The organism is Sphingobium phenoxybenzoativorans (assembly GCF_018286635.1).
In the GTDB taxonomy this organism is placed as follows: domain Bacteria; phylum Pseudomonadota; class Alphaproteobacteria; order Sphingomonadales; family Sphingomonadaceae; genus Sphingobium; species Sphingobium phenoxybenzoativorans.
The window spans coordinates 4459659-4484385 of the sequence record NZ_CP073910.1; the positions used below are offsets into that span (position 1 = coordinate 4459659).

The window sequence follows — 24727 nt, forward strand, 5'->3', positions numbered from 1 at the left end:
TGCGAGGGCGCAATTATAGATTCGAGGTGAAAAAGTATATTATGGAGCGTGCTATCCGCGTCGAGGACAGTGGACCGCAGATTTCGCGGAGCCAGGCGAGTGACGCTTACGAGGCAATTCGCGGCGGCATCGTTTCAGGACGTCATGCCCCAGATAAAAAATTGAAGATTCAGGATCTAGCGAATGAACTCGCCGTGAGCCCTGGCGCAGTCCGTGAAGCCTTATCTCGGCTTGTTCCAGAGCAACTGGTCGTATCTCGTGATCAACGAGGTTTTTCGGTCGCCCCACTTTCGATCGGTGATCTCGAGGATTTGACAGACCTGCGCTGTGAGATCGAGACGATATGTCTCCGGCGATCGGTCGCATATGGCGATGTAAACTGGGAAGTCGGGATCCTGGCTTCTGCGCATCGCCTGCGCGTCACCCAACTAATGAAAGGTGAAGGGGAACTTCTCGTCAATCCCAGCTGGGTAAAGGCTCATGCGACGTTTCACACCGCGCTTGTTGCGGGATGCGGAAGTCGCCGGCTTATCGCTTTACACGCTCAGCTTTATGAACAATCGGAGCGTTATCGCGGTCTTGCCGCTCATTACGAAACCGGACGCGACATTGATCACGAACACCAAAGAATCGTGGATATGGCACTGGCACGCGATTCTGAGGGGCTGGTGGATGCAACGCTTTCGCACATGCGCGCGACAACTCGGTCGATCGTTCAGGCAGTGAAGGCAAAGGATTCAACTGTAGGTCCGGCCTGACGCCAAGCTTCGGCAGCGCTGCGCGGCACGCTACTTATACGTCGTCGACCTTTGTCTCCACCTGTACGAGGACGTTTTTGCGGCCCCCGGTTTATGGGCGGCCAGCGACTGTGCTGCTCCCTCGATCGACACTTCGCCCCTCTCGACTTGCGCAAGCATCGCCCTCGAGGGCTTATCGCGTAGCGCGAGGACATGTCGTTTGGTGTTTGCTGCTGCCGCTTCGGCAACAAGTCGACGAACTCGCTCGCTTCGTCGCGCACGGTGCTCGGTCGATGTCGGCGGCGACAACTCCAAAACAGTTTCCAATAGCTCAGCGACGCCTTTGCCCGAGCTGGCGACAGTCTGAAGTACCGGTACGTTCTGCCGGTTCTCACGGCGCAGAGCGAGCATGCTTCTTAGCTGCCGAACCGTCCGTGCAGCTAAAGGCAGATCTGCTTTGTTCACAACGAGAATGCTGGCAATTTCTAGAATCCCGGCTTTGATCGCCTGGATGTCGTCGCCAAGACCAGGAGCGTTAACCACAATTTTGATATCGGCGACCTCGGCGACCTCGACTTCCGATTGCCCCGCTCCAACGGTCTCGATTACAACAACATCGCGACCGGAAACGTCGAGAACGTCGACTATGGCCTGAATACTCTTGTTGAGGCCGCCACTGTGACCACGAGAGGCGATGGAGCGGATGAAGACTCCCGGGTCCTCTGTATGCCGCCCCATCCTTATGCGATCTCCTAGAACCGCGCCGCCAGAAAAAGGACTGGAAGGATCGACAGCCGCCACCGCCACGGTTCGGCCACTCTGCCGCAGCTCGGTGATGAAGGCGTCAATCAGGGTCGATTTGCCAGCACCGGGCGGACCAGTAAATCCAATGGTGAGCGCAGTGCCGGTCAGAGGCAGCAGAACCCGGTGCAGGTCCGCTGCCGCTGTTCCACCCATTTCCATGATCGTAATCGCGCGGGCGATAGCCCTTGTATCGCCGGCTCTGATTTTCTCGAGCATCCCCTGCATGTCGCAACCCTCACGTCTTCAAGCAATGACCAGCGGGTGACCGAAGCCAAGCTCTCGTCGGAGACATGCAATCACTTCGCCATGCGTCACCCCGACGTCGACCGCCTCGACGACTTTTTCAAAGGTGTTTTGATCGGTGCTATTGGCAGCGCGAGCCAGAGCATCTAGCGCTTGTGAAACTTGATGTTGACTGCGCTCTTGCTTGAACGCCTTGAACTGTTCGATGTGGCGATTCATGGCATCTGGGTCAGGACGCTCAGTCGGAGGTGCTGCTAGATATTCATCAGCCTGATAACAATTTACGCCGACGATTTTGCGTTGACCGGAATCAATCTGCTCCTGGAATGCCAAGGCCGATTCACCGATCATTGTCTGCACCAGGCCAGATTCTGCGGCGTTATACATCCCTCCTACCGCGTCTATCCTTGAGATGACCTTTTCGATCTGCTCTTCCATGTCGTCCGTCAGACGCTCCACATAATAAGAGCCTCCCAAGGGATCGATAACGTCACAAAGCCGCGCTTCTTCGCGGAGGATATTCTGCGTAGCGACTGCAACCCGTGCGGTTTCCTCGCTCGGGCACGCGATGGCCTCGTCGTACGCATCGGTATGCAGCGATTGCAGGCCGCTCAAAATTCCCGCGATCGCCTGAACCGAGACTCGCGCAATATTGTTGAGAGGCTGCTGCTGCGTGAGATCGACACCCGAAGTCTGACCATGAAACTTGAACCGCCAGCTAGCAGGATCCCTGGCTCCCAGTCGATCGCGTGCAACTCTCGCCCAAATCCTTCGGGCAGCCCGAAACTTTGCGACCTCTTCGAAGAACGAAATAGATATATCAAAAAAGAAAGTGAAGCGGCGTAATACGTCATCGATATCCATCCCGCGATGAACACAGTCCTCCGCGTACTGAATTGCTGTCGACAACGTGAAACCCATAGTTTCTGCTGGAGTCGCCCCAGCTTGTTGCATGTGCTGACCCACCACTGACATCGGGTTCCAGTTGGGTACATGACGACGACAGAATTCGATATGGTCGAGCAGCACGCGCCGCGATCCTGGAAGGGACAGCCGATAGAACTGGTGGTTGGCGATAAAATGAGAAAGGTAGTCGCTCTGGTTGGACGTCCCTGTCACCTTGCTCCATGCGATACCGCGCCGACGGGCGACGCCGAGCGTGAAGGCAAGCAGGGTGAACGGTGATGGGTCATTCATCGCGGTTGAAATCTGGTCGATGGGGACGCCGTCGAGCGCTCGATCCATATGATCGGTGGTATTGATCACCGTTCCACAGGTGCCGAGCAGAACCGGTTCTACCTCGTCACAGTCGATGCCGCGAAAGCCAGAGCAGCAGGGCAGGAGGCTTATCGCCGAAGATCCGGCATCCAAGATGCTGCGAACGCGCTTGTTGTAATCTTCAGGTGTTCCCAGACCGATGAGTTGTCGCTGCGTCCAAGTCCTTCCGCGATGCATCGTGGGATAAATCCCTCGCGTAAGAGGGAACTGCCCTGGGTAGCCAAGATCTGCAAGATAGCGATCGCCCGACCAGTCACTTGGAGTGTAGAGTGGCTTTATCTCGATCCCCGATCGGTTGCGAATAGGCGCCTCGTCGCCAATCTGGCGCGAATAGTCCGTATGCCACTGCTCCTGCGGCTGCTTTTTTGGCTCAGATTGCAGCTCGGTGAGCGTCATCACCTTGTCTCCGAATATATGTGGGATCGATCAAGGCGCGATTGCTCGCCCGCCATTGTGACATATTCGACAATTTCGTCGCGCGCGGAGCCCGGCCCGAAAATGCGGCTAACGCCTGCGGTGAGCAGCGCTTCCTTCTCTTCGTCCGGCACAATCCCGCCTAAGACAACGCGAACATAGACGAGCCCGGCCTCGCGCAGAGCGCCCATCAATTTCGGAACAATGAGGTGGTCCGTTGCCAGGGAGCTTATCCCTATGACGTCCACATCTTCCTCGGTGGCTAGTTTGACGACGCCGGAGATGGCTTGCCACGGCGGGGTGTAGATCACCTCCATTCCGGCATCGCGAAGATAGGCCGCAACAATGCGGCTGCCTCGGTCATGACCATCAAGGCCAATTTTTGACACAAGAACGCGGAGCGGCCGCGTATCAATATTAGCCATAAGTGATTATCCGCGAGCAGTTAATTGTTTGAGGGTTTCTCAGCGCCGAAAATTGCGACGAACTCATCGACAATCTTGTCCAGTCCCTGTCGCGAAGGGCGGTACCATATCGGTGTCGCGTTCAGCGCGCCTAGGAGTAGGATGCGGTGCAGGGTGGGGGAGCGATCTTTGGGAAGATCGAGCCGTTCGACGACAGCATGGAAGCGTTTCTCGTAACGATCGCGATGTGCCCGTAATTCGGCGGCGGCTTCAGGCACGTCGTCCGGAAGGACGCGCACAATGACACGTGCAAAAGCGCTCGCATCCAGTATCGAGGTGAGATGCGCCCGAATAGCACGCCGAAAGCGTGCGGCCGGATCCGTTTCGTAACTGAGCGCGGCTTCGAGATTGCCGATGATGCGATCAACGCCCTCAGCGTACACGGCGACGAGCAGCGCCTGTTTGTTGGGCACATGGAAGTATACGGCGGCCGGCGTGACGCCGGCCGCCTCGGCCACGTCCCGAAGACTTGTGTCGTGATAGCCGCGGTCAGCGAAGCGTACAGCGGCCGAATCCAACAAGGTGGGCCACCGATTGGCCTGGAGCTTTGCAGCAGTCGCCGCCATATCGAACCTCATAGCTATCTAAACGCTCATTTAGCTAACTCCGCAGAATGTGCAAGTGGTAGTTCGTCGCGCCCTACCGCGTTCGTCAAAACCGGACCGTATGATGAAGGTATAGTGCTGATTTATGCTATATCCTGCGCCGGCGAAAGCCCTACCTTGACGCCGACTTTTCGCAGAGCTAAGTGATCGTTAAGTTAGCTTGGTGGTGTGCTGGCGAGCGCGCAAGCCGAATCGAGGGGCAAACTTAGTCGCATGCGGAATCGGATGGCTGCCAAATGAGGCAGGCCTGCCAACAAGGAGCGCTCAATGACCGAAATTATACTGGCTCGGGGCGTGCGCACTCCGTTTGGAGACTTCGGCAAGTCGCTGCGTGACACCTCTTTAACGGAACTCGGTGTGCATGCAGCGAGGGCGGCAATAGACCGGGCAGGACTGAACCCGGGAAAGATCGATCATCTCGTGTTCGGTAATGTGCTGCCCGTCGACGGCGATGGCCATTTTATATCGCGTCGGGTTGCTCTTGGTGCGGGGCTTGCTGTTGAATCGAGTGCTCTTGGTGTTAATCGCGCCTGTGCGTCTGGATCAGAAGCCATTGCGGCTGCTGCGCGATTGATATTGGCAGGCGATTCCGCGATCGGCCTCGCCGCAGGCGGAGAGAATTTCAGCCGGGCTCCCTACGTGCTTCGTTCATCCCGCTGGGCGACGAAGCGAGGCCCCCTTTTGCTCGAGGATGGCTTAGACAGTGTCTATCGCTGCGCCTTTAGCGGCGCATATATGGGCGAGACCGCGGAACTTCTTGCCGAGCGTTTTGGGTATCAACGCAGTGAGATGGATGAGTGGGCTCTTCGCAGCCAGATCCGCGCCCGTCACGCAATCGAGAACGGCTTTCTCGCGAAGCAGATTGTGCCCATCACCGTCAAGGAGAAGGGCGAGGATCGCTTGTTTGCGGTAGACGAATATGTTCGCCTTGATACGTCTCGTGAGCGTCTCGCTAAATTGCGGTCAGCGTTCCGGAAAGATGGAAAAGTCACGGCGGGAAACGCGAGCGGCGTAACGGACGGCGCTGCTGCCATAGTGGTCGCGGATCGCCGGGCGGCAGAGAAATCAGGCATTGAGCCAGCGGCGCGATTGGTTGCCGTGGCAACGGCTGGAGTACCTCCGGAGATCATGGGTGCTGGCCCGGTTCCTGCAATCACGAAGCTTCTGGAACGGCAGGGGCTGCAAGTCGACGACATCGATTATTGGGAAATCAACGAGGCGTTTGCTGCCGTCAATATTCACGTTGAGCGACAGCTTGGAGTGTCGCCTGAGAAGACCAATTTGTATGGGGGCGGCATGTCAATTGGTCATCCCCCAGGCGCAACCGGGATTCGGATGACCCTCACAGCAATCGATCATCTCGCTGAGACTGGCGGACGCTTCGCCATCGTCAGCATGTGTGTGGGAGGCGGTCAGGGAATGGCGTCCCTGATCGAGCGCATCTGATGAGTATCGCCCAAGATCGCGGCGCCAATACGCGCGCAGAACCCCGCAGCGTATATGATTTGTTCGTAACTGCGGCGAGAATATCTGGCGGTTGCTCCTTCCTCTGTGTCCCTAAATGCTCCGAGAGGAGCTATCTGCCGGATGGCGCGGAATACTCCTATTCATTCGCCATGACCGAGGTCACAAAGATCGCCACGTCCCTGCGAGAAGCAGGATACGGTCCAGGGCATCGCGTCGCGCTCGTTCTCGGTAATCGTCCGGAATATTTTTGGCATTTCCTTGCGCTCAATTCCCTGGGTGCCTGCGCAGTGCCGCTTAATCCCGATTACTTGGCTCACGAATTTTCGTACGCGCTGCGCCAAGCGGATGTGTGTCTTGTCATAGTCGCTGGAGAGTCTACGTGCACCGTTCGCGCTGCCAACACCGGATGTTCATCGCCAATTCCATTAATCGATCTGGACGAGGAAGGGGGGCAGTTCCCGCCCGCACCGCCCTGTGGACCTGACGAGGCTTTCGTTTCGGACAGGATAGCGCTGATCATTTACACTTCGGGCACGACCAGCCGTCCGAAAGGATGCTTGATAAGTAACTGGTCGTGCCTGGAGGCCGGGCGGAGCTACGTCGGCATTGGCGGACTGCTAACTCTGGCACCGGAACGAGAACGGCTTTACGTTCCTCTCCCTACCTTTCACATGAACGCTACCGTCCTGGCTTTCAACGCAATGCTTTTGCAACGTGGTTGCCTGATCAGCACGGACCGATTTCGCGCAAGTACATGGTGGCAGGAAGTCAGAGATAGTCAGGCAACCGGCGTTCACTATCTGGGACTCATTCCACCAGTTCTTTTAAAAGCACCGCCGAGCGCCAGCGAGGGTGCGCCCACAGTTAAGTTTGGGCTTGGCGCGGGTGTCGACCCGAGTCTGCACGAAGCATTTGAAAAGCGCTTCGGTTTTCCACTCGTGGAAGTGTGGGGAATGACCGAAACGTCGCGCATAATCGCGAATGCTCATGAACCGCGCTATCTCGATACTCGAGCCTTCGGACGGCCCGTAGCGCCTTGGGAGGTGCTTGTCGCCGACGAGTATGGAAACCCGGCGAATGTGGACGAGGCAGGTGAAATGCTGGTCCGTTGCGCAGGGTCAGACCCGCGCGACGGCTTCTTTTCCGGCTACGTCAATGACGACGAGGCAACAGAGTTGGCTTGGGCAGGAGGGTGGTTTCACACTGGAGACATCGTACGGCGGGGGCCGGACGGTATGCTTTACTTTGTCGAGCGAAGAAAAAACATCATTCGTCGGAGTGGCGAAAACATAGCCGCCGCGGAAGTCGAGGAAGCAATAATCGATCACCCAAGCGTCGCGGGAGTCGTAGTGCTGGCCGTTGCGGACGATCTTCGGGGGGAGGAAGTGTTGGCGTGCGTTATCGCTGCACCCGGCGTGCCTGCGGACGAAAACACAGCCGACATCATCATTGAGATATGTCGTGGGCGCCTCGCTTCCCACAAGCTGCCAGGCTGGATCCAGTTCATCAGCCAGATTCCGCTAACGGCTACACAAAAGGTGCGCAAAGATGAGCTTTTGGTGAACTTCAATCCCGAAGCAGTAAACGTGCACGACAAGCGCCACTTGAAGAGTAAGCGTAAAAGCAACGCTATTAGGGCGGTGCTCCGATGAGCGGCGACAGCGATTATGTCCTGCGCGTCGTCGTGCCAACCATCGACGACTATGAGCATTTTCTGAAGAAGGTGGTCGTTCATCTGCTCGGTCTCGCCTCGGTCAATTCGAGCTTCGCGCTGAAAAGCGTCAAAGTGCCACCGACTTGCCGATTTGATCGATTATGCAGAGCTATCCTCTTATCGATCTGGGCGGCTGCCTATGCGCTTGGCGGGTGGCCGGCCAGCGACCTCGGCCACGACGGCGCGCTGTATGCGTAGGGTCGTAATGCTGCATGCGCAGCAGTCCCACCGGGCGTGTGCTGTCTAAGGCAATTCGAAGCATCTTCGTCACACAGCGATCAATGGCACATCCACCTGTGGAATATATTAAACTACACTGCTGAAACGACTTTTCGATCTTCGTCGGACACGCGAGACCCGCCCGCAGCTTCGATGGCTTCGGTCGATCAGATCTTTGTCCGACGACGCTGGAGGCAGCGATGAGCCTCCACCGCCTCGTCGAGGACTATAGCAGGCGCTGCCGGGACTGCGCGACCCCGGCCGAGCTTTTCGCGCTGACCGAAGCGGCCGCCCGCGAAATCAAGTTTCCGCGCCTCGCCATGGTCCATGGGCTCTCGTTTCGCCGCCCCGATCGCCGTCTCATCCGCCTCGACAATTTCGGCGAGTGGGCCGACATCTTCGTCGAGCGCAAATATTATCGCGACGATCCCGCGCTGCTCGCCTGCCAGCGGACCAACACGGCGTTCGCCTGGACCGAAATGCCGCGATTGTTGCACCTCACACACCGTCAACATCTGATCCTCGGCGAAGCCCAGCGCCACGGCCTCTCGACCGGGTTCACCCTGCCGATCGGCGTGATGGGCGAGCCGCACGGCTGCTGCTCGTTCGCCCGCGACGGCACCGAGCTGCCATCGCGCTGGTATTGTCGCGCCGCCGCGCTGATCGGCGCCGACGCCTTTCGCGAGGCGCGGCGACTGCACGGTTATCCGGCCCGCGCCAAACAGCTTCCCCAGTTGAGCGACCGCAAGTTCGATTGCCTTGAGCTACTCGCGATCGGCAAGACCGATCCCGAAATCGCGATCATCCTCGGGCTCCAGGACTCGACGGTGCGCAGCTACATGGCCCAGTTGCGGCTGGATTTCGACGTCTACAGCCGGACCCAGCTCACCGCCGAGGCATTGCGATTCGGTCTCGTTAGCTACGGCGACGCAATACCATAATCCTGAGGATACCGCGCCCGGCGCGGCGCTGCTCCCTTGGTGCGATCACCAACCGGGAGCGCATCATGATCAGGATCACCCAGGATTTCTCACTGGCCGACACGTTGGCGGCCGGGATGTTCGAGGACCGTAAACGCCTGTTCGTCGACACGCTGTGCTGGGATCTGCCCGTCAGCGACGATTGCTATGAAATCGACGCGTTCGACGGTCCCGCCGCCACCTATCTCGTCGACCATGACGAGCGGGGCGATCATCTCGGATCGCTGCGGCTACTGCCAAGCTCGAGGCCACACATCCTCGGTTCGCTTTTCCCGGCGCTGTGTCGCGACGGCGTGCCGATCGGCGACGACACCTGGGAAATAACCCGTCTGTGCCTGCCGACCCGGCTCGGCGCGGCCGGCCGCCTCGCGGTCCGCAACCGGTTGATCTCGGCGATGGTCGATCATGCGCTCAGCGCCGGCATCTCCGCGCTGACCGCCGTCGTCGCGTGGGATTTCCTCGAGCAGGTCCGGCGCATGGGCTGGCGCTGCACCGCGCTTGGCGAGCCGACGATCATCGGCGGGGCGCGGCTGGGTGCCTTTCGCATCGATCTCGATGCTGACACGGCCCTCCGGCTCGCCGCGACCGGCATCTATGTCCCCGACACTACGCCCCCGCCGTCCGCGCGCGCGGCGGCCTGAGGTCGGTCATGGCCCAGGATGCCGCGCTCCTCACCGCCCGGCTGTTCGCCGACGGCTATTGCATCGTCCCCATTGCGGTGACGCAGGAGGCCATCGCCGCGCTCGATCGCGATGTTTCCTCGCGCTTCGCCGCAACCCCTTTCTGCGAAGGCGATTTCTATGGCGCGCGCACCAAACGCTTCGGCGCGCTGCTGCGACGCTCGTCGCATGTCGCCGCCTTGGTCCGGCACCGCCTGATCCTCGACATCGTCGAGGCGGCGCTCTCGCCCTATTGCCAGCGGGTCGCCCTCAACCTGACCCAGGCGGTCGAACTGCATCCGGGCGCACTCGCCCAGATCCCCCACCGAGACGAGGATCTTTACGGCGGACCCAAGGGCGAGATCGAATATCAGGTCAATGTCCTCTGGCCGCTGACGCCGTTCACCGCCGCAAATGGCGCGACCCGGGTCTGGCCCGGCAGCCACCGGATCGGCGCGCCGGCCGATCCCGGCGGAGACCCCGGAATTGCTGTTATAATGCCACCGGGATCGGCGCTCGTCTGGCTCGGCTCGACCTTGCACGGCGGCGGCGCCAACCTGACCGACACCGTCAGGCGCGCGGTGATCGTCGGCTACACGCTTGGCTGGCTGCGCTCCTTCGAGAATCAATATCTCGTCTATCCGCCCGACATCGCGCGCACCTTCGATCCCGATCTTGCCGCGCTCGTCGGCTATGCGCAGCATCTCCCCAATCTCGGCAATGTCGAAGGGCAATGTCCGTCAATCCTGCTGCGCGACCCCAGTCTCGACAATCTCGCCGCGATCGATGCGCTCAGGCCCGACCAGGCCGCGGCGCTGCGCGACTATGTCGCGACCCAGGAAGCCGCGCGCGCCGGACTGATCGGCGGCTGAGGCGGGAGCGTAGCGGTGGACGCCGGTCGGCCGTTGGTCGACTGGCGCACCACCGCGCCCTATGCCGGTCTCGCCGCGTGCGGCCGACATGGCTTCGCCTGGGAATGGCTGCGGCGGTCGCCGGCCTATCGCGCGGCGGTGACACGCGGGAGTCTGTGTCCGGAGCGGGCATCGTTCTTTGGACTGCATCGTCTCGAACCCGTCGGCCAGAGCGCGCTCGACGCGCGACCAGTCTGGCGTGGCGAGGCCGATCCGCATGTCCTGACCGCGATCGCCGCCCCGGCGCGCGATCCGCGTGACGCCTTCGATGTTTCAGCGTTCAGATCGCTGGACTCGTGCGTCGTCACCGGCGATGGCTCCGAACATTGGCTGTGGTCCGACGGCATCCGTCAGATCCGCCTGGACATCGTGGGACAGTCGCTTGTGAATGGCCCCGTGCGGCTCGATTATCGCATCGCCGGCGTGCGGTCTGCAGAGCCGCTGGCCGCGACCCTCGCGCGACTCCTCGCGCTGCATCGTACCGGGCGGCTCGTGCGCTCGCTGTTTGCGCCCGAGCCTCGCGCCGCCCGCTGGGCACTGGTGCTGCGCACCCACGACGCCCTGGCCGCCGGTGCCACCCAGCGCCATGTCGCCGAGGCATTGTTCGGCCTGCACGACGTCGATCATTGGCGGGTCGCCGCTTCGGCCGATCGGGACCGGGTCAGGCGGCTGGTGACGGCGGCGCGGACCGCCGCGCGGACCGACCCGCGTCATTGGCTCGACGGCAGCTTTCCGTGAGATACCGGTCGAGGCCGACCTTATTGTTCGAGTTTGGCGGCGGTGTCGGGATGAAACATCTCGAAGATCGCGACTCCGAACACCGTCGCAAGCTTCTCGACCTGATCGACCGATATCGAGAAATGCGCATTTTCGATCAGGCTGACGTAAGAACGATCGATCTCGGCCGCGCCGGCAAGATCCTCCTGGGTCATGCCCTTGGCGACGCGCAGCGCGCGGACATTTCTTGCTATCAGACGGCGCGCGTCGCTCTTCATGCGCGCCTACGGACTGCGTCGAGTGGGTCGACTCCATAGAATATATTCAACAAGCCTGAATTGAGTATATTCAACAGTAATGAATTTGTGTCGAGCGGCGGCGAACGGCGATGCCGCCCCGCTTGCATCCTCGACAGCTTCTCGGCGCCTCGCGCCTACGGCGCGACCGCGCTCTACTCCGCTGGGCTTCGCTCACGCTCGCCCAGCTCCGCCGGTCCTTGGCGGAACCGGCCTTCGGTGACGATCGCATGGCGCGGTCCGGAGCCGATCGGCTCCGGCTATGGACGCCGCGCGGGACCGCGCGGCGGCGTCGTTCGAGGCCTCTCCCGGTGGACGCGGGAGTGGGCGGCGCTCCCGGCTAGGCCCGCCGCGACCGGCGGCAACCCCTCCCTCTGTCGGGGTGCTCCATTGCATTGCGCCCTCTGATCCACCCCGTCGCGCGGGCGCGACGGGGACCCCGGGAGGTGCCGCCGCCCGCTCCAACGGGCCTTTCTGGTCGCTCGGTGCCGCCCACCCCCACGTCCGGGGGAGGCCATGTGGTTTTTGGGTGGCAGCAGGAGGCTTTCCGATGCGCCCATCTTCCCGCCGCAGTGCCCGCCGCGAACGCGGTGACGATCAACCCCGCGCCGACCGCGCCAATCTTTATGACGAGGTGACCAGCCGGATCGTCGCCGAACTGGAGGCGGGCCGCGTGCCTTGGGTCCAGCCTTGGGGCCGCAGCAGCGGGACTGGCCCCGGCCTGCCGCGCAACGCGCTGACCGCGCGGAACTACAGCGGCGTCAATGTCCTGATCCTGTGGGGAGCGGTGATCGAGCATGGCTATCCCTCGCAAAGCTGGCTGACCTTCAAGCAGGCGCGCGACGCCGGCGGATGCGTGATCAAGGGCGAGCGCGGCACGACCGTGGTCTATGCCGATCGGTTCACCCCCGAGGCCGAAAAGGAACGCGCCCGCCAGACCGGGGATGAAGCCAAGGCGGTCCCGTTCCTCAAGCGCTTCACCGTGTTCAACGTCGCGCAGTGCGAAGGTCTGCGCGAGGGGCTGGCGTCCGATCCCGCACCGCTTCCCGAGCGCGAGATCCTCCCCGTCGCGGAAAGCCTGATCGCGGCGAGCGGCGTCGATTTCCGCATCGGCGGCGACAAGGCGTTTTATGTGCCGAGCCTCGATTTCGTGCAGGTGCCGCCGCAGCCCGCCTTCTTCGAACAGATCAATTATTATCGGACCTGTCTGCACGAACTCACCCATAATGCCGCGATCCGGATTATGCCGCATGGCGTCTGTTGGAGGCTGGTTTTCCGGGCATCGGCCATGCGGCGGTTCGGCATAATCAGAGGCCTTCCAAGAACGCGAGGAGCTTGTCGTCGGGGCGGAACCGGCCTGACGGGGTGGCTGGAGGGGCGACGCGAGCGAGCGCCTTTTCCTTCATCCGCATGTCGGCGTGGATGTAGATCTGGGTGGTCTCGACATTCTCGTGACCAAGCCAGAGCGCGATCACCGCTGGATCGACGCCGTGGTGGAGCAGGTCCATTGCCGTGCTGTGGCGAAGCGTATGCGGTGTGACCCGCTTGGTGCCGATGCTCGGGCACGTGCGCGATGCCGTGAGGCAGTGCTTGCGGACCAGATGCTCGAGAGCGTCGCGGCTCAGTCGTTCTCCCCGGATCGACGGGAACAGCGGTCTGTTCTCATCCTTGTCGTTGCCTATCCACGCCCCCAGCAGCCTGGCCGTCTCGCGGCGAAGCGGGGTCGCACGCTCCTTCCGGCCCTTGCCCATGCAGCGGATGTGCGCGCCGTTCCCGAGCACAACATCACCGAGCGTGAGGCCGACCAGTTCGGATGCCCGCAGGCCGGTCTGGATCGCGAGCAGGAGCAGCGCATGATCGCGCCGCCCCGCCCATGTTGTGCGGTCCGGCGCTGCGAGCAACGCCGCCATCTCGTCGGCGTCGAGGAACGTCACCGTGCGCTTCACATAGCGCTTGTTGGGCATGGCGAGGATGCGCTGGCATTGCAGCAGCCAGGTCGGATCGCTCATCGCGACGTAGCGGAAGAACGATCGGATCGCGGCAAGCCGTGTGTTGCGGCTGCGCGCGCTGTTACCTCTCGCTGTCTCGGTATGGGCGAGGAAGTCGGCGACCAGATCGGCGTCGATATCCTCGACGGTGAGCTTGACCGGCGGCTTCCCGCATCGAGCGCCTGCGTACCGCAACAGCAGGCGGAACGTGTCGCGATAGCCCGCGACGGTGTGTGGGCTCGCTTCCATTTGGACGCACAACCGATCGGTGAAGAAGCGCTGGATCAGCGCGGGCAAGGCGGCGGCGCTCATTGCACAGCCTCCCGGCCATCGGCGGTGGCCCGCGCCATCGCCAGATCGAGCAGTTCCGGAACCGCTTCCAGATACCAGTACGTGTTGGAGGGTGTCAACGGGCACCGAAGATTCCGCAAAAGTGGGCATCTAAAATTCCCTAGTTTGGCGGGAGGGTTGGTGTCGGTGATCAGCCGTGATGGAGATCGGGCTTTTCCTTTGCTGGCGGGCGGCCGCGCCGTTTCGGCAAGGGCGGTGGGTTGATGGACGGTGCCATGCGCGCATGCTCGGGCAGCAGGTCGGCGTGCTGTCGCATGCGATAGCTGGAGCCCTCGATCTGGACGACCACAGCGTGGTGAAGAAGGCGGTCGAGCAGCGCGGTGGCCACCACCGGATCGCCAAAGACATCACCCCATTCGGCGAAGCCGCGGTTGGATGTCAGGATCATGGCACCCTTTTCGTATCGGGCGTTGACGAGCTGGAAGAAGAGATTGCCGCCGCCGGGCGTGACGGGAAGATACCCGATCTCGTCGACGACGAGCAGGGAGGATCGGCATAGGAAGCGGATCTTCTCGCGCAACGTGCCCTCGCGTTCAGCCTTGGTCAGTGAAGCGATCAGATCGGCGAGCGGGATGAAGTAGACGCTCTTGCCCGCCTTCACGGCCTCGACGGCAAGGGCCGTGGCGATATGGCTTTTCCCGGTACCGGGCGGGCCCAGCAGATGCACCACCTCGGCCCGGTTGATGAAGTCCAGGCCAGCGAGCGCCAGGATGCGGTTCCGGTCGAGCGATGGCTGGAAGGAGAAGTCATATCCGTCCAGCGTCTTGATGATCGGCAGCCTTGCCATGCGCAGGGCTGCCTTGATCCTGCGGTTCTCCCGGAGCGACAGTTCTTCGTTCAGCAATATGTCGATGGCCTCGATGCCATCGATTTTGCCCTGCTCTATGCCGCGCAGGGTGGCGTCGAGCATCTCCAGGGCGCGTGGCATTTTGAGATGGACCAGGCTGCGGCGGATATTATCGACGCGGGATGCGGCACCCCCATGGTTCATGGCCGTTCTCCCCGCGCCAGTTGGCTGCCGATCGCTTGATAGATGGCCAGGGAGCGCACGGTGACATGCTCGCCTACACGACCGATGGCGATTACCTCTTTGCCATGGATACGGCGCTTGGCGCCGCTGCTGCCTGTCCGGTGCGCAGGATCGATCCTGTACTGCCGGCGCCCCTCAAGAACCGGGTGCTCGGCAATGACCTGGCCCAGGTCTACGATCCGGATCTTGTCGGGCAACTGCTGGATTTCGACGACGCGCCGGGTGCGATCGGGAACGCTGTAGTAATTGCCGCCGACCGAGACCATCCCATCGTGGCTGACGCGGCGCTCCAGCTTCAGAACAGCGTCAAAGCGGCCCGCCGGGAGCAGCTGCAACTCAGGCTGCTCGGCGGCGAAGGCTTCAGCAATAATCCGCTGCGTCGTGCCGTGGACACGGACGTTGGCGACGGTATCGAGCCAGTCGATCAGCTGGACATTGAGATCGTCCAGATTGCGGAAGCTCCGGCCCAGGAAGAAGTCCTTGCGGATATAGCTGAATGGCCGCTCGACCTTTCCCTTGGTCTTGGCCCGATAGGGACGGCAGGCGCGCGGCACGAAGCGATAATGCCCGGCCAGAGCCAGCAATGATCGATTGTAGATGATGTGGCCCTGATCATCTTCCCCGGTCACAGCGGTTTTCATGCGATCGTAGAGGATCTCGATCGGGACGCCGCCGAGCGCTTCAAAGGCCTGCATATGACAGCGCAACAGGCTTTGGAGATCCTGATGCATGACGTAGCGCGCAAACAGGAAGCGCGAATGTCCCAGCACCAGGCTGAACAGCCAGACGATCCGGCTGACGCCGGGCTCATCGGTAAATTCGACGACGAACCGGGCAAAGTCGACCTGTGCCTGCACGCCAGGCGGCGTCTCGAACCGAACCTCAAAGGGCTTAGGCCCGTTTTCCGGCCGGATCGCTGCCAGGAACCGCTTTACCGCGGTATAGGCGCCCATATATCCCAGCTCACGGATTTCCCGCGTCAGGCGCGCCGCAGTCAGATCGGGAAAGGCCGTCACTCGCTCACGCAAAAATTCCAGATAGGGTGCCAGTTTGTTCGGTCGACCCAGCATGCGAGGGCCGTAAACCGGGGCCTCGATGCCCCGTTCGATATATTTTCGGATGGTCTTGGGATCGCGACCAGTGCGTCGGGCAATGGCGGATATCGATACACCCTGCCGATGTAGTTCGAGGATCATCATCAATTCTCCAAGTCGGATCATCGGCCCCGTCTCCGCGTCTGCAAAGGAGATGAGGACAATGTCGGCTCATCTCATTCTGCCGGGGCTAGCCCCGGCAGAATGAGATGAAGGGGCCACCAACTAGGGAATTTTCAAAGCCCACTTTTGCGGAGAATTGCACGACCGATGACAGGAGGGATCGCTATGGCCCAGATAGGTCGTGAGCCGGATCATTTCGCGCGCCGGGTCTTTGCCGGTGCGATACCAGTCGATCATCGTCCTCACCGCGAAGCTGTGGCGAAGATCATGGATGCGCGGTCCTCTGCCATGCTTGCAGTATGGCTGAGGAGTCCGGAGCCCGATCTGCTGGCACGCGTGCGCGAAGTTGTATCGGGCGGCACAGTCGGTGAGGCGGGTGGCTTTGTCGGTGACGAACATCGGCGTAACCGGATGGCCGATCAGCCGGTCACGCTCGACACGATAGTCGATCATCCGGGTGACGACGCTCGGGTCGAGTGGCAGCAGCCGCTCTTTGCCGAGCTTACCCTGTCGAACGCGCAGCACGCCATGATTGATCTCGAGGTCTTCACCATCGAGTGCCAGCGCCTCGCTGATTCTCAGGCCCGTGACGGCGATGAGTCCGAACAACGTCGAGCAGGTCAGTCCGCGCAGACCATAAATGGACGGCAGCATCTTGGCCGCCATGATGATCGCTCCGATCTCGGCATCGCTGTAGATGTGCGGTCGAGACCGTGCGATGGCGCTCGGCAGCAGACCTCGCGGCAGTACTTCATGTGCCGGATCGAAGCTGCTCAACCACTGCGCGAACAGACGGACAGCGCTGAGCCTCGCCCCTCGAGTCGAGGTCTGGGCCTCCGCCAGCGTGGCATGCCAGCGCAGGAACAGCGGCGTGTCGATATAAGCGGCACCCTCGCCGTCAGCGAACCGGGTAAAGCGGCGGAGGATGCGCTCGCTGGTGCCAAGATCGTAGCCGAGGCCGCGCCGGACGCTCAGATAGCGGTCGAGCTGGTCGGTGAGGCTCATAGCGTGCCTCCCGCAACCGGCCAGGGCTGCGCGATCGACCGCAGCCCGTCGATGTCGAGCCGCGCATATATCATCGTCGATGACCGCGATCGGTGTCGCAACATGTCGCCCACCTCGTCGAGCGATGCACCCGTGTTCACCAGTTGGGTGGCAAGGCTATGACGCAGCAGGTGCGATCCCACATAAGGCGTCACCGGCTTTTGGCCGGTCGCTTTCAAGGCATCTTTGAGGATGGCGTTGACGATCGTCCCATCCTTGAACGGCCGATGTGGCGCGCGATGCGCGACGAACAGCGTGCGACAGGTCGCCGGTCCTCGCTCCTCACGAAGATACCGGCTCAGCGCGTCGCCGACCTCCGCGGTGAGCGGCAGACGGTCGTGCAGCTTGCCCTTGCCGCGCACCATCAGTTCGCCCGCGCGCCAGTCGATATCGTCGAGTTGGATCGCGACGACCTCGGCCGCACGCAGCCCGAGCCGGGCCATAACCAACAGCATCGCATAATCCCGCGCACCATGCCGGTGATTGTCGCGAACGGACGCAAGCACGGCCTCGACACCATCGGGCGACAAGTGGCGCGGCAGTCGTGCAGCCCAGCGTTTCGCCGTTTTTGGAACGCTCAGCGCCAGATTGGTCGCGGTCGCGCCGCACGCGAACAGGTATTGAAGGAAGATACGGACGTGGGTCGCCACCGTCTTGTCGCGACGCGCGCTGGCCAGCACATGCTCCATGAAGCCGATTACATCGGCGGGGCACAGGCGCCCCGGATCGGGCAATGCCTTGCCAAACCGATAGTCGAGAAAGCGGCGCGCAAAACCCACCGAGTGCGGGATACTGCGCGGACTGAGGCCGCGCTGTTTGATGAGATAGGTCTCGAAGTCCGCCAGCAAAGTCGCACGCGCGATCTCATTGTCTGTCAGCGGCACCGGCTGCGCCACGCCGATATCGACCAAGTGCTGGACGAACCGGCGCGCGATGGTGTCGAGGCGTATTGTATTCTTCCGCTCCCTTGGAAGGTCGCGCGTCAGCGGCTCGACGCAGTCGAGCGTTACGGACGGGGGTGCGATACCCGCTTCGTCCAGAACCGCGCCGAACTTCCTCGCCAGACACCGATAAGCGATGATCGTCCGAGCTTTGTAGTTCTCTGCGGCATAGGTCTGCTCGAACGCCGCCAGATACGGCTCAACGCAGGTTTTCAGATTTTCGGACATGATCTTCGTGCTCCATGTTGTCGGAGCGACGAAGATTATGCCGAATGGCCCGCACGTAATCATGCCGCCAGCCGCGCTAATTCAGCGACATGCGGCATAATCCGGATCGCGGCATTATGGCCCAGCTCATGAAGGACCGTGCGGTAATAATCGATAGGGGCGCCGAACAGTTGCCGCCGCGGCACATGAATCCGGTCCTCGCCGGGGGCATAATAGGCAAGGCTCCCGCCAATGCGGATATCCGCCCCGCTTGCCTTGATCAGCGTCTCGGCATGGGGGACGATGATGGCAGGGTCAGCGCCTGTATCTTCGCCATAGAGATCTTCGGGCAGATCGACGCACTGGTCGATGTTGAAGACGGTGAAGCGCTTGAGGAAGGGGATGTGCCTGGGACCGCCATCGGCCCCGACCTCCGCCTGGCCGTCCGCGCCTTTGGGCACGAAGGTGTCGGCATAGCAGATGCCAACACCGCTCTCGCCCTTCCGGACGCTGCCGCCCAGCGCCATGGCCTGACGATAGGTCAGCCACTTCTGTGTCGCATAGCCTGATCCGAACAGCGCGTTCCACAGGATGAGGATATTGATCCCGCTATAGGGCCGTCCGGTCACTGCGTTCCTGGGCAGTCCAAAAGCGGCATCGTCGGTCTGCCAGGGCTGTACCCAGGGGAGGCATCCTTCTTCCAGCTGGGCAATGATGGTGGCGGTCACTTCGTCGTGGAGGCTCGCTCTGGAGCCACGTGGCTGCTTGTCCATGTCCTTACGGTCTAACCTTCCTGCCTTTCACAGCACCGGCCCGCCGGAGGGGCGGGGGTGGGCGGCAAGGAGAGCGATGAGCGGACACAGCGCATGAGGCGGGGGGCACCTGTGGCCGGAACGCATGTGGAGGACCCTGAGCGCAGCGAGGGGTTGCGCCCCGTCGCGATGGGTCCAGAGGCGAGCGACGCCCACCTCCCGGCCCTCAGGTGGCCGCGATCCCCAAACGCCGCGCAAAGCGCGACCGCCAGCGCCAGGCCGTCAGGCCTGCGCCACCGTCAGTGATCGTCACGGGCAGCGACGAGACCCGCCAGGCGGGGCTCGGCCGACCAAAGGGAGGTAGAGCGCGGCCGGCCCCGCAGGGGACGGGACGGCGACCCATCTGAGAGGAATATCTTTGCCCAGAAATCGTGGATTTGCCTGTAATCGGGCAATTGGCGCATTTGACAGACGAAACTGCCGTATTTCTGTCCGTTTTGGGCGCTTGCGATGAGATTTGGCACGCGTGGTTCTACCTATGGCGGCAATCCGCTGGCGGGGCCGGAAATCCGGACCGAAAATCTATTAGCGGCAAGCCGGTTATCGAACACATCCTGCAATATAAGGATTTGCAACCACCGCCCTTCCCACCCTATTGGGTGTCGAACATGGTTAATATGATATCATCAGCGCATGGAAGGGTCTGACATGGAGAAAGTAAAGACTGCCACCGAGACCGACATTGGCTGGAGACAGTTTGCCACCCATATCTTCGATCTTTCGCGTTGGCCGCTCGTGGTCCTGGTCATCGGAATTTTTCTGAGAGCACCCATTGGGCGGCTACTTGATGCCATCTCCCTCGCCCTGCGCGGCCAAGGCTGACGAACAGACATGCCGGACTTGCCGGATTTCAGGCACGCGCGAACATCAGCGTCACACCGCGGCGCGCTCCTGAGCGGGATCTGCTCCCGCCAGCATCCGGAAGCGACGCATCACGCCCGAAGAGCCATCGATCTTCAGGCGTGATGCGGCAGAAGCTCCGGCAGGGCAGTCGCCCCAATCAGCTTTTGCGTTGAAACACCCGCACATAATCGACGTCCATCGTCTGCGGGAACGTCTTCTGCGGGCTCTTGCCGTTGATGGCGAGATTCAGGAGATAGTAGAAAGGCGTCGAGAAATAGTCGGCATCAGCGGCAAGACGTCCTACCTCGCGGCCGTCAAAATACATCACAAGCGCAGGCTTGCCGTCCAATGTTGAGAGGCCCCGGAGGTCTATGCCATACGTATGCCAGCCCCCATCGGCAATCTCATCCATCCCGGTGTAGTCGCCATAGCTTCCGCTCGCGGTACCGTTTTTCCAGCGATGGACACCATGGTGATGACCGCGCGCATCGCCTTCCCCATAATATTCTATACCATCGACTTCCAGGTGGCCGCGGTTACCCGGAGCATCCGGCGACAGCAGCCAGAATGCTCCCCATGTCCCCCAGGATTTAGGAAATCGGATACGCGCTTCCCAGAAACATCCGGTGCAGATAAATCCTTGCGTGCCTGACAGAATGGTCGCGCCGTTATACGCCTGTGCAGAACTCAAGGATTGTACAAGGCCGCTGCGCATGACAGCACCGTCCTGATAGGCGGTTATCGACAGCACGCCATCATTTATTGAATAAGCCCTGCCTCCGGCAGCGTCAAATTTCGACGCTCCAAAATCCGCCCGGTTTTTGGCCCATAAGGTAGGTCCTTGCAGACTGAGTTGCGTTGCAAATGTTTCGCAGTGGATCAGCTCGGCGCCGTCCAGATTCTGCGACTTTCCTCGATAACGCTCATCCCACCCCTTGCTTCCCGGACGCGGAGCAAGGCTATCAGAGACTTGCCCGGGCCACACTGCACCTGGTTGATAGGTGCATGGATCTTGTCCGGCCGCAGGAACCGCGCTGTTGCCGCCTTGCCCGTTCGAGCCTGCTGGAATGTTGACCGGCGTTCCCACACTAGCCGATGGCAGTTGCACGTCACCCTGCCCCCTGTTCACGGGAGTCGCGCCGGCCGCATCGCCTGCTTCCGCGTTTTCCGGAATTGTGACGGTGGCGGCTGAAGTCTGCGTTGGGATCTGCGTGGCTCCACCGGCAGCATCCCCGCCACCACAGGCACACAACATGGCCAATCCACTGATTGCGACTAGAATTTTTGATTTTTGCATGCCCGCTTTATGAGGCAGCGAGCTTAAAAGACCGTTATTGAGGCGAAGCCCACAAAGGTCTGACATTCACCACATCTGACAGTGTCAAAAGGCAGCGTCCGACGCCACCGTCTAATCAATACGTTTCCGACATCATCGGCACAAAACCAGACGCCGCCCAGGCAACTGAGAGAATATGGGGAGCGTAGGTCCTGTCATCTGAACAGAACCGCTACCCTCATTTTTATCGTTATTTTCCAGTTTACCATGCTCCGGAACGGACCGTTCTCATCTGTCACAAGCGAACATGACCGATGGGACTGTTTTACCCCTGCAATAGCCGCAGCACTGGTGCAACTCATCCTGAAGAATCACTTCGGAATAGAAGTGATCGCGCAAGGTGTAATTAACTGAGATACTTTCCATAAATTCAATGAACGCAGCCTATTCCTTTTCAAATCTCGGGGACGCATTCGTCTTTGTGGCGACAGCGACTGAGATTTGGCCTGTCATAAACCGGGGGGTTTAGGTGGTATCTCGATTATTTGCGTACGCAGCTGCGCTTGGAGCAGCTATATTCCCGCTGACAACAACAGCCGGGTCTTGGGTTGAAACATTAAAAGGTCGGGCGCTGGATGTCTGGGGTGTGCCTGTACATCAGCAGGAATTTAATACCAACTCGCCTCTTTCACTTGAGGGCATGACCCTATGGGCCAAGCAACGCGCTGATTACGGTCTGAGCAAATTCTCGAAATCCTCGGATACAGCCGCCTATGTGCAGGAGGGCGGATATCTCAAGCTTCGGGCTTATAAGGATAATCTTGGTGTCATTCGTAGCGGCCATGTTCAGTCTGTCACGATTAATCAATCAGGATCCGGCTATCCCATAAATCCTGGAATCAATGGTTACACATGTACCGGATGCTACTGGGAAGCGCGGGTAAGATTTCCAAACGACGCATATGGAACATGGGGAGGATTCTGGCTGCTATCCCCGGACAACCCGGCAAAACGGGGCCATCTCGAAGTGGATGTCATCGAATATTATGGTTTTGGAGATCGCCGCGGCCATCACCATGCCTGGCATCGCTGGGAGACCGCCGCAAATGGCGGGCATAAGGCGAACAGCAACTACATCGGAATAGATGCCTTGGGCGATCGCAACTGGCATACCTATGGTGCCGACCTGCGCGGGAAAGCCACTGTCGACGGCAAACCAGCAATCGTATTGTTTTTCGATGGCAAAGAGATATCGCGATATCCGGTCGATCAGGATTTTTTCACAACGCCATTTTATTATAATTTTACTCTGGCGGTTAATCCCAATGACAAAAAATGGACCTTGCCGCAGGCGATGTTGATCGACTGGGTCCGGGTTTACAAATAAACACTGCTAATAGCCGGTTCAGACGACATTGTGAGTAACCGGCTACCAACGGCCAAATATGATTACCGACTATCTCAGCCCCACAGGCTGACTAGCTAATAGAGCCAGCGGCTCCACTCCGCAAAGGGCCGCCAGTTTCCATTGACTGGCTCCAAAGCGTATAGCGTTCCCCAATGCTCGGCCTGTACGGCGACAAATGCGATCTCGGAATTGCGCACGGGATTGCTGATCCGAAATCTTGGTACGCATGACGCATTAACACGGTTCAGTGGCCACCAGCGCGCTGAAGACCCTGCCGGCAGCCAGGCAGATCGGATGTCCACTGATCTTTCGGCAGGCGAAAGGGACTGGGAAAGCCGGAGAGCGGCGCCATTGAGCATCATCTGATCGAGGCCAGGTAAAGCATTCTCTTTTGTCCTGGGCTCGGCCAGACGAACGTCCCTGCCTTCAGCCTTCATCTGAGAAAAAGAGTTGATTACCTTGGCTGGCTGCGGCCAGAGTCCTTGAGGCAGATACCAGTATAATTGCTGACGCGAAGCGCGTGGAGCACGGGCCATCTCCCTGAATATGGCCAAGGAATGCTGGGACGTGGCATCATCAACACAGATATTGCGCTTGTCCGAAGTCAATAAGGTGAGCACAGCTCCCACTATTTTTTCATCAGTCGTCATCTCACGCGTGGAGGGGCCGCAGTTTACCAGTGCAGTGAGCGCTGCAGCAGTCAAAACCCAATATCTGAATGAACGACTGCCCCCGGTTCGACTCGGCCCATATTGGTAAATCATGCCGTGCCCCGCTCTACCACTATCGTCCATTAACCACTTCTTTTAAGATATTGCATCCTTCTTCGCAAATCTTTATGATTCAAGCAATTAAGCCGCAACAGCGCCGGAAAACCGAATGCTCTCTGCCCTCAAAAGACTCTTCAAGCAGCATAATCTGCAAAATGACGGGTTTAGAAATGAGCTGACATTCGAAAGCGAACAGCGGCGGCGGTTTGTCATCGCCTCGACCTTGGCTGTTTTAACAATCCTGTCGACTGCGCTGATCAACAACGAGCGTGCTTTATTCCTGCCTGTAGACAAGGGTCAGACGGCAACAGCGTTTGCGGCATTTACCTATAAAACCTACGGCAAACCGAAAGTGCCTTCGCAACCGCCTGTTGCTTTTGGCGTTCGGGTGCCGCCCCCGGGCACACCGGATCAGCCGCCTGTTGCTTTTGGTGTTCGTGTTCCAAACCCACCAGGTTTCCCTGCGCCGCCGACTTATCCGATGGGAGGGCTGGATCCAGTAACTCCGACAGGATTCAGCCCATTGGAGCCGACAGGACTTGGCCCCTTCGATCCCGGAGGGCTTTCACCTTTTCCGCCGAACGGATCTCAGAATCCGCCATTCAACCCAGGAATTGGCGGCCCGAGCCCGGGTATCGGGAATGTTTTTCCGGATCCTGCCAGTCCGGTCCCTGAGCCGGAAACCTGGGCAATGATTATCCTGGGTTTGGGATGCGTCGGAATAGCGCTATGGAGGAAACGCAGGCAGGAAGCATTGATGCCGAACTGATCGGTGATCAGCGCATTCTGATATGATCACCTTCAATGGTGACTGATCCAAGCTGTACCAGCGCATTCTGACCGAGCAGCGAAACTCCAAGGCCGGTTTTTACCACCGCCGCCTTGAGATTCTGGACATCTCTGCCCGCAATCTTGACGTGATCAAGCGTCGTCCAGGCCATGTCAGTGTTGCCGCCGACAGTCTGTACGCTTGAATTATAGTGCTTGTCGTTAAGGTTGAGGCCGATTGCTCTCGCATCGGCTCCGGTAAGCACGACAACGCTGGCCCCTGTGTCGACAAGAAATCGCAGCGGCTGTCCGTTAACATGCGCAGTAACGTAAAACAGCCCGTCAGATTCACGCAGAGCTTTTAGTTCAGAAGGAACAGCTGGAATTTGAGGATTCACAGTTTTTACAAGTGCAGCATTGGCTGTGGGAACAGCTATTGCCTCTGGCGTCAGAAAATCCCTGTTCACCCTTGCCGCAAGCAGCGCGCTTGCGGACAATAACCCGAAAGCGACCAACCCGATTACTGATTTTTGCGTTGTGATCATTGCGGCTATATCGCAGCCG

At 60.1% G+C, this 24727-nt stretch carries 25 protein-coding genes and 1 pseudogene; 12 read left to right on the forward strand and 14 right to left on the reverse strand.

Annotated features, from left to right (window positions below; translation table 11 throughout):
• The first annotated feature begins 41 nt into the window (after positions 1–41).
• Positions 42–758 (forward strand): GntR family transcriptional regulator, encoded by a 717-nt coding sequence (locus KFK14_RS22165; RefSeq protein WP_212609153.1) that lies wholly within the window; start codon positions 42–44, stop codon positions 756–758.
• Between the two features lie 30 nt (positions 759–788).
• Here KFK14_RS22165 and meaB read toward each other — a convergent pair whose 3' ends face one another.
• From meaB to KFK14_RS22185, 4 genes are read right to left on the reverse strand one after another with little or no spacing between them, the layout of a single operon-like run.
• Positions 789–1766 carry a methylmalonyl Co-A mutase-associated GTPase MeaB gene (gene meaB, locus KFK14_RS22170; protein WP_212609154.1) on the reverse strand — a complete coding sequence of 326 codons (978 nt, stop codon included), beginning with the start codon at positions 1764–1766 and terminating at the stop codon, positions 789–791.
• Between the two features lie 18 nt (positions 1767–1784).
• A complete protein-coding gene (locus KFK14_RS22175; protein WP_212609155.1) occupies positions 1785–3458 on the reverse strand; it encodes an acyl-CoA mutase large subunit family protein in 1674 nt (557 codons plus the stop codon).
• A complete protein-coding gene (locus KFK14_RS22180) occupies positions 3458–3901 on the reverse strand; it encodes a cobalamin B12-binding domain-containing protein (RefSeq protein WP_212609156.1) in 444 nt (147 codons plus the stop codon). Before KFK14_RS22180 ends, KFK14_RS22175 begins: the two co-directional genes overlap by 1 nt.
• A gap of 20 nt (positions 3902–3921) precedes the next feature.
• Positions 3922–4506, reverse strand: coding sequence for a TetR/AcrR family transcriptional regulator (locus KFK14_RS22185; RefSeq protein ID WP_212609157.1), 585 nt, complete (start codon positions 4504–4506; stop codon positions 3922–3924).
• 306 nt (positions 4507–4812) lie between these two features.
• Here KFK14_RS22185 and KFK14_RS22190 point away from each other — a divergent pair, with 306 nt between their 5' ends.
• The 7 genes from KFK14_RS22190 to KFK14_RS22220 all read left to right on the forward strand — a co-directional run bounded on the left by KFK14_RS22190 (position 4813) and on the right by KFK14_RS22220 (position 11233).
• Positions 4813–5991, forward strand: coding sequence for a thiolase family protein (locus KFK14_RS22190; RefSeq protein ID WP_212609158.1), 1179 nt, complete (start codon positions 4813–4815; stop codon positions 5989–5991).
• A complete protein-coding gene (locus KFK14_RS22195) occupies positions 5991–7664 on the forward strand; it encodes an AMP-binding protein (protein ID WP_281417167.1) in 1674 nt (557 codons plus the stop codon). Before KFK14_RS22190 ends, KFK14_RS22195 begins: the two co-directional genes overlap by 1 nt.
• Entirely contained in the window at positions 7661–7924 is a 264-nt protein-coding gene (locus KFK14_RS24155) for an Lrp/AsnC ligand binding domain-containing protein (RefSeq protein ID WP_246524738.1), read from the forward strand. The genes KFK14_RS22195 and KFK14_RS24155 overlap by 4 nt, the downstream gene beginning before the upstream one ends.
• Positions 7925–8145: 221 nt before the next feature.
• Positions 8146–8886, forward strand: a complete 741-nt coding sequence (locus KFK14_RS22205) for a helix-turn-helix transcriptional regulator (RefSeq protein WP_212609160.1) — start codon at positions 8146–8148, stop codon at positions 8884–8886.
• A 65-nt stretch (positions 8887–8951) separates the two neighbouring features.
• The gene (locus tag KFK14_RS22210; protein WP_246524739.1) at positions 8952–9566 is read left to right on the forward strand and encodes an acyl-homoserine-lactone synthase; all 615 of its coding nucleotides are present in this window, start codon (positions 8952–8954) and stop codon (positions 9564–9566) included.
• A gap of 8 nt (positions 9567–9574) precedes the next feature.
• Complete coding sequence (locus KFK14_RS22215) at positions 9575–10456, forward strand: phytanoyl-CoA dioxygenase family protein (RefSeq protein ID WP_212609161.1); 882 nt, start codon at positions 9575–9577, stop codon at positions 10454–10456.
• A 15-nt stretch (positions 10457–10471) separates the two neighbouring features.
• Complete coding sequence (locus KFK14_RS22220) at positions 10472–11233, forward strand: DNA -binding domain-containing protein (protein WP_212609162.1); 762 nt, start codon at positions 10472–10474, stop codon at positions 11231–11233.
• A gap of 20 nt (positions 11234–11253) precedes the next feature.
• On the opposite strand, the gene KFK14_RS22225 is transcribed toward KFK14_RS22220, so the two are convergent.
• Positions 11254–11490 (reverse strand): helix-turn-helix transcriptional regulator, encoded by a 237-nt coding sequence (locus KFK14_RS22225; protein ID WP_212609163.1) that lies wholly within the window; start codon positions 11488–11490, stop codon positions 11254–11256.
• Positions 11491–12058: 568 nt separating this feature from the next.
• On the opposite strand from KFK14_RS22225, the pseudogene KFK14_RS22230 reads away from it, so the two are divergent.
• A pseudogene (locus KFK14_RS22230) lies at positions 12059–12733 on the forward strand (ArdC family protein); the annotation flags it as partial.
• A gap of 82 nt (positions 12734–12815) precedes the next feature.
• On the opposite strand, the gene KFK14_RS22235 reads toward KFK14_RS22230, so the two are convergent.
• The 6 genes from KFK14_RS22235 to KFK14_RS22260 form a co-directional block, all read right to left on the reverse strand.
• Positions 12816–13808: a tyrosine-type recombinase/integrase gene (locus KFK14_RS22235; RefSeq protein ID WP_212608827.1), complete on the reverse strand. Its 993-nt coding sequence runs from the start codon at positions 13806–13808 to the stop codon at positions 12816–12818.
• 169 nt (positions 13809–13977) lie between these two features.
• Positions 13978–14838, reverse strand: coding sequence for an IS21-like element helper ATPase IstB (gene istB / locus KFK14_RS22240; RefSeq protein ID WP_212608798.1), 861 nt, complete (start codon positions 14836–14838; stop codon positions 13978–13980).
• The gene (gene istA / locus KFK14_RS22245; RefSeq protein ID WP_127692189.1) at positions 14835–16097 is read right to left on the reverse strand and encodes an IS21 family transposase; all 1263 of its coding nucleotides are present in this window, start codon (positions 16095–16097) and stop codon (positions 14835–14837) included. Before istA ends, istB begins: the two co-directional genes overlap by 4 nt.
• Positions 16098–16196: 99 nt before the next feature.
• A complete protein-coding gene (locus KFK14_RS22250; RefSeq protein ID WP_212609164.1) occupies positions 16197–17099 on the reverse strand; it encodes a tyrosine-type recombinase/integrase in 903 nt (300 codons plus the stop codon).
• On the reverse strand, positions 17096–18307 hold the full coding sequence (locus tag KFK14_RS22255; RefSeq protein WP_212608829.1) for a tyrosine-type recombinase/integrase: 1212 nt from the start codon (positions 18305–18307) through the stop codon (positions 17096–17098). The genes KFK14_RS22250 and KFK14_RS22255 overlap by 4 nt, the downstream gene beginning before the upstream one ends.
• Positions 18308–18366: 59 nt before the next feature.
• Positions 18367–19059 (reverse strand): ArdC family protein, encoded by a 693-nt coding sequence (locus KFK14_RS22260; protein ID WP_212609165.1) that lies wholly within the window; start codon positions 19057–19059, stop codon positions 18367–18369.
• Positions 19060–19746: 687 nt separating this feature from the next.
• Between KFK14_RS22260 and KFK14_RS22265 the strand changes: the two genes are divergently transcribed.
• A complete protein-coding gene (locus tag KFK14_RS22265) occupies positions 19747–19920 on the forward strand; it encodes a hypothetical protein (protein WP_212609166.1) in 174 nt (57 codons plus the stop codon).
• A 178-nt stretch (positions 19921–20098) separates the two neighbouring features.
• On the opposite strand, the gene KFK14_RS22270 is transcribed toward KFK14_RS22265, so the two are convergent.
• Positions 20099–21304, reverse strand: a complete 1206-nt coding sequence (locus KFK14_RS22270) for a glycoside hydrolase family 16 protein (RefSeq protein WP_212609167.1) — start codon at positions 21302–21304, stop codon at positions 20099–20101.
• Positions 21305–21746: 442 nt separating this feature from the next.
• On the opposite strand from KFK14_RS22270, the gene KFK14_RS22275 reads away from it, so the two are divergent.
• Positions 21747–22604 (forward strand): glycoside hydrolase family 16 protein, encoded by an 858-nt coding sequence (locus tag KFK14_RS22275; protein ID WP_212609168.1) that lies wholly within the window; start codon positions 21747–21749, stop codon positions 22602–22604.
• A gap of 95 nt (positions 22605–22699) precedes the next feature.
• Here the strand turns inward: KFK14_RS22275 and KFK14_RS22280 are convergent, their stop codons facing one another.
• Positions 22700–23275: a hypothetical protein gene (locus tag KFK14_RS22280; RefSeq protein WP_212609169.1), complete on the reverse strand. Its 576-nt coding sequence runs from the start codon at positions 23273–23275 to the stop codon at positions 22700–22702.
• 229 nt (positions 23276–23504) lie between these two features.
• Here KFK14_RS22280 and KFK14_RS22285 point away from each other — a divergent pair, with 229 nt between their 5' ends.
• Positions 23505–24164: a PEPxxWA-CTERM sorting domain-containing protein gene (locus KFK14_RS22285; protein WP_212609170.1), complete on the forward strand. Its 660-nt coding sequence runs from the start codon at positions 23505–23507 to the stop codon at positions 24162–24164.
• Positions 24165–24171: 7 nt separating this feature from the next.
• Here the strand turns inward: KFK14_RS22285 and KFK14_RS22290 are convergent, their stop codons facing one another.
• Complete coding sequence (locus KFK14_RS22290; protein WP_212609171.1) at positions 24172–24708, reverse strand: retropepsin-like aspartic protease family protein; 537 nt, start codon at positions 24706–24708, stop codon at positions 24172–24174.
• Positions 24709–24727: the final 19 nt, after the last annotated feature.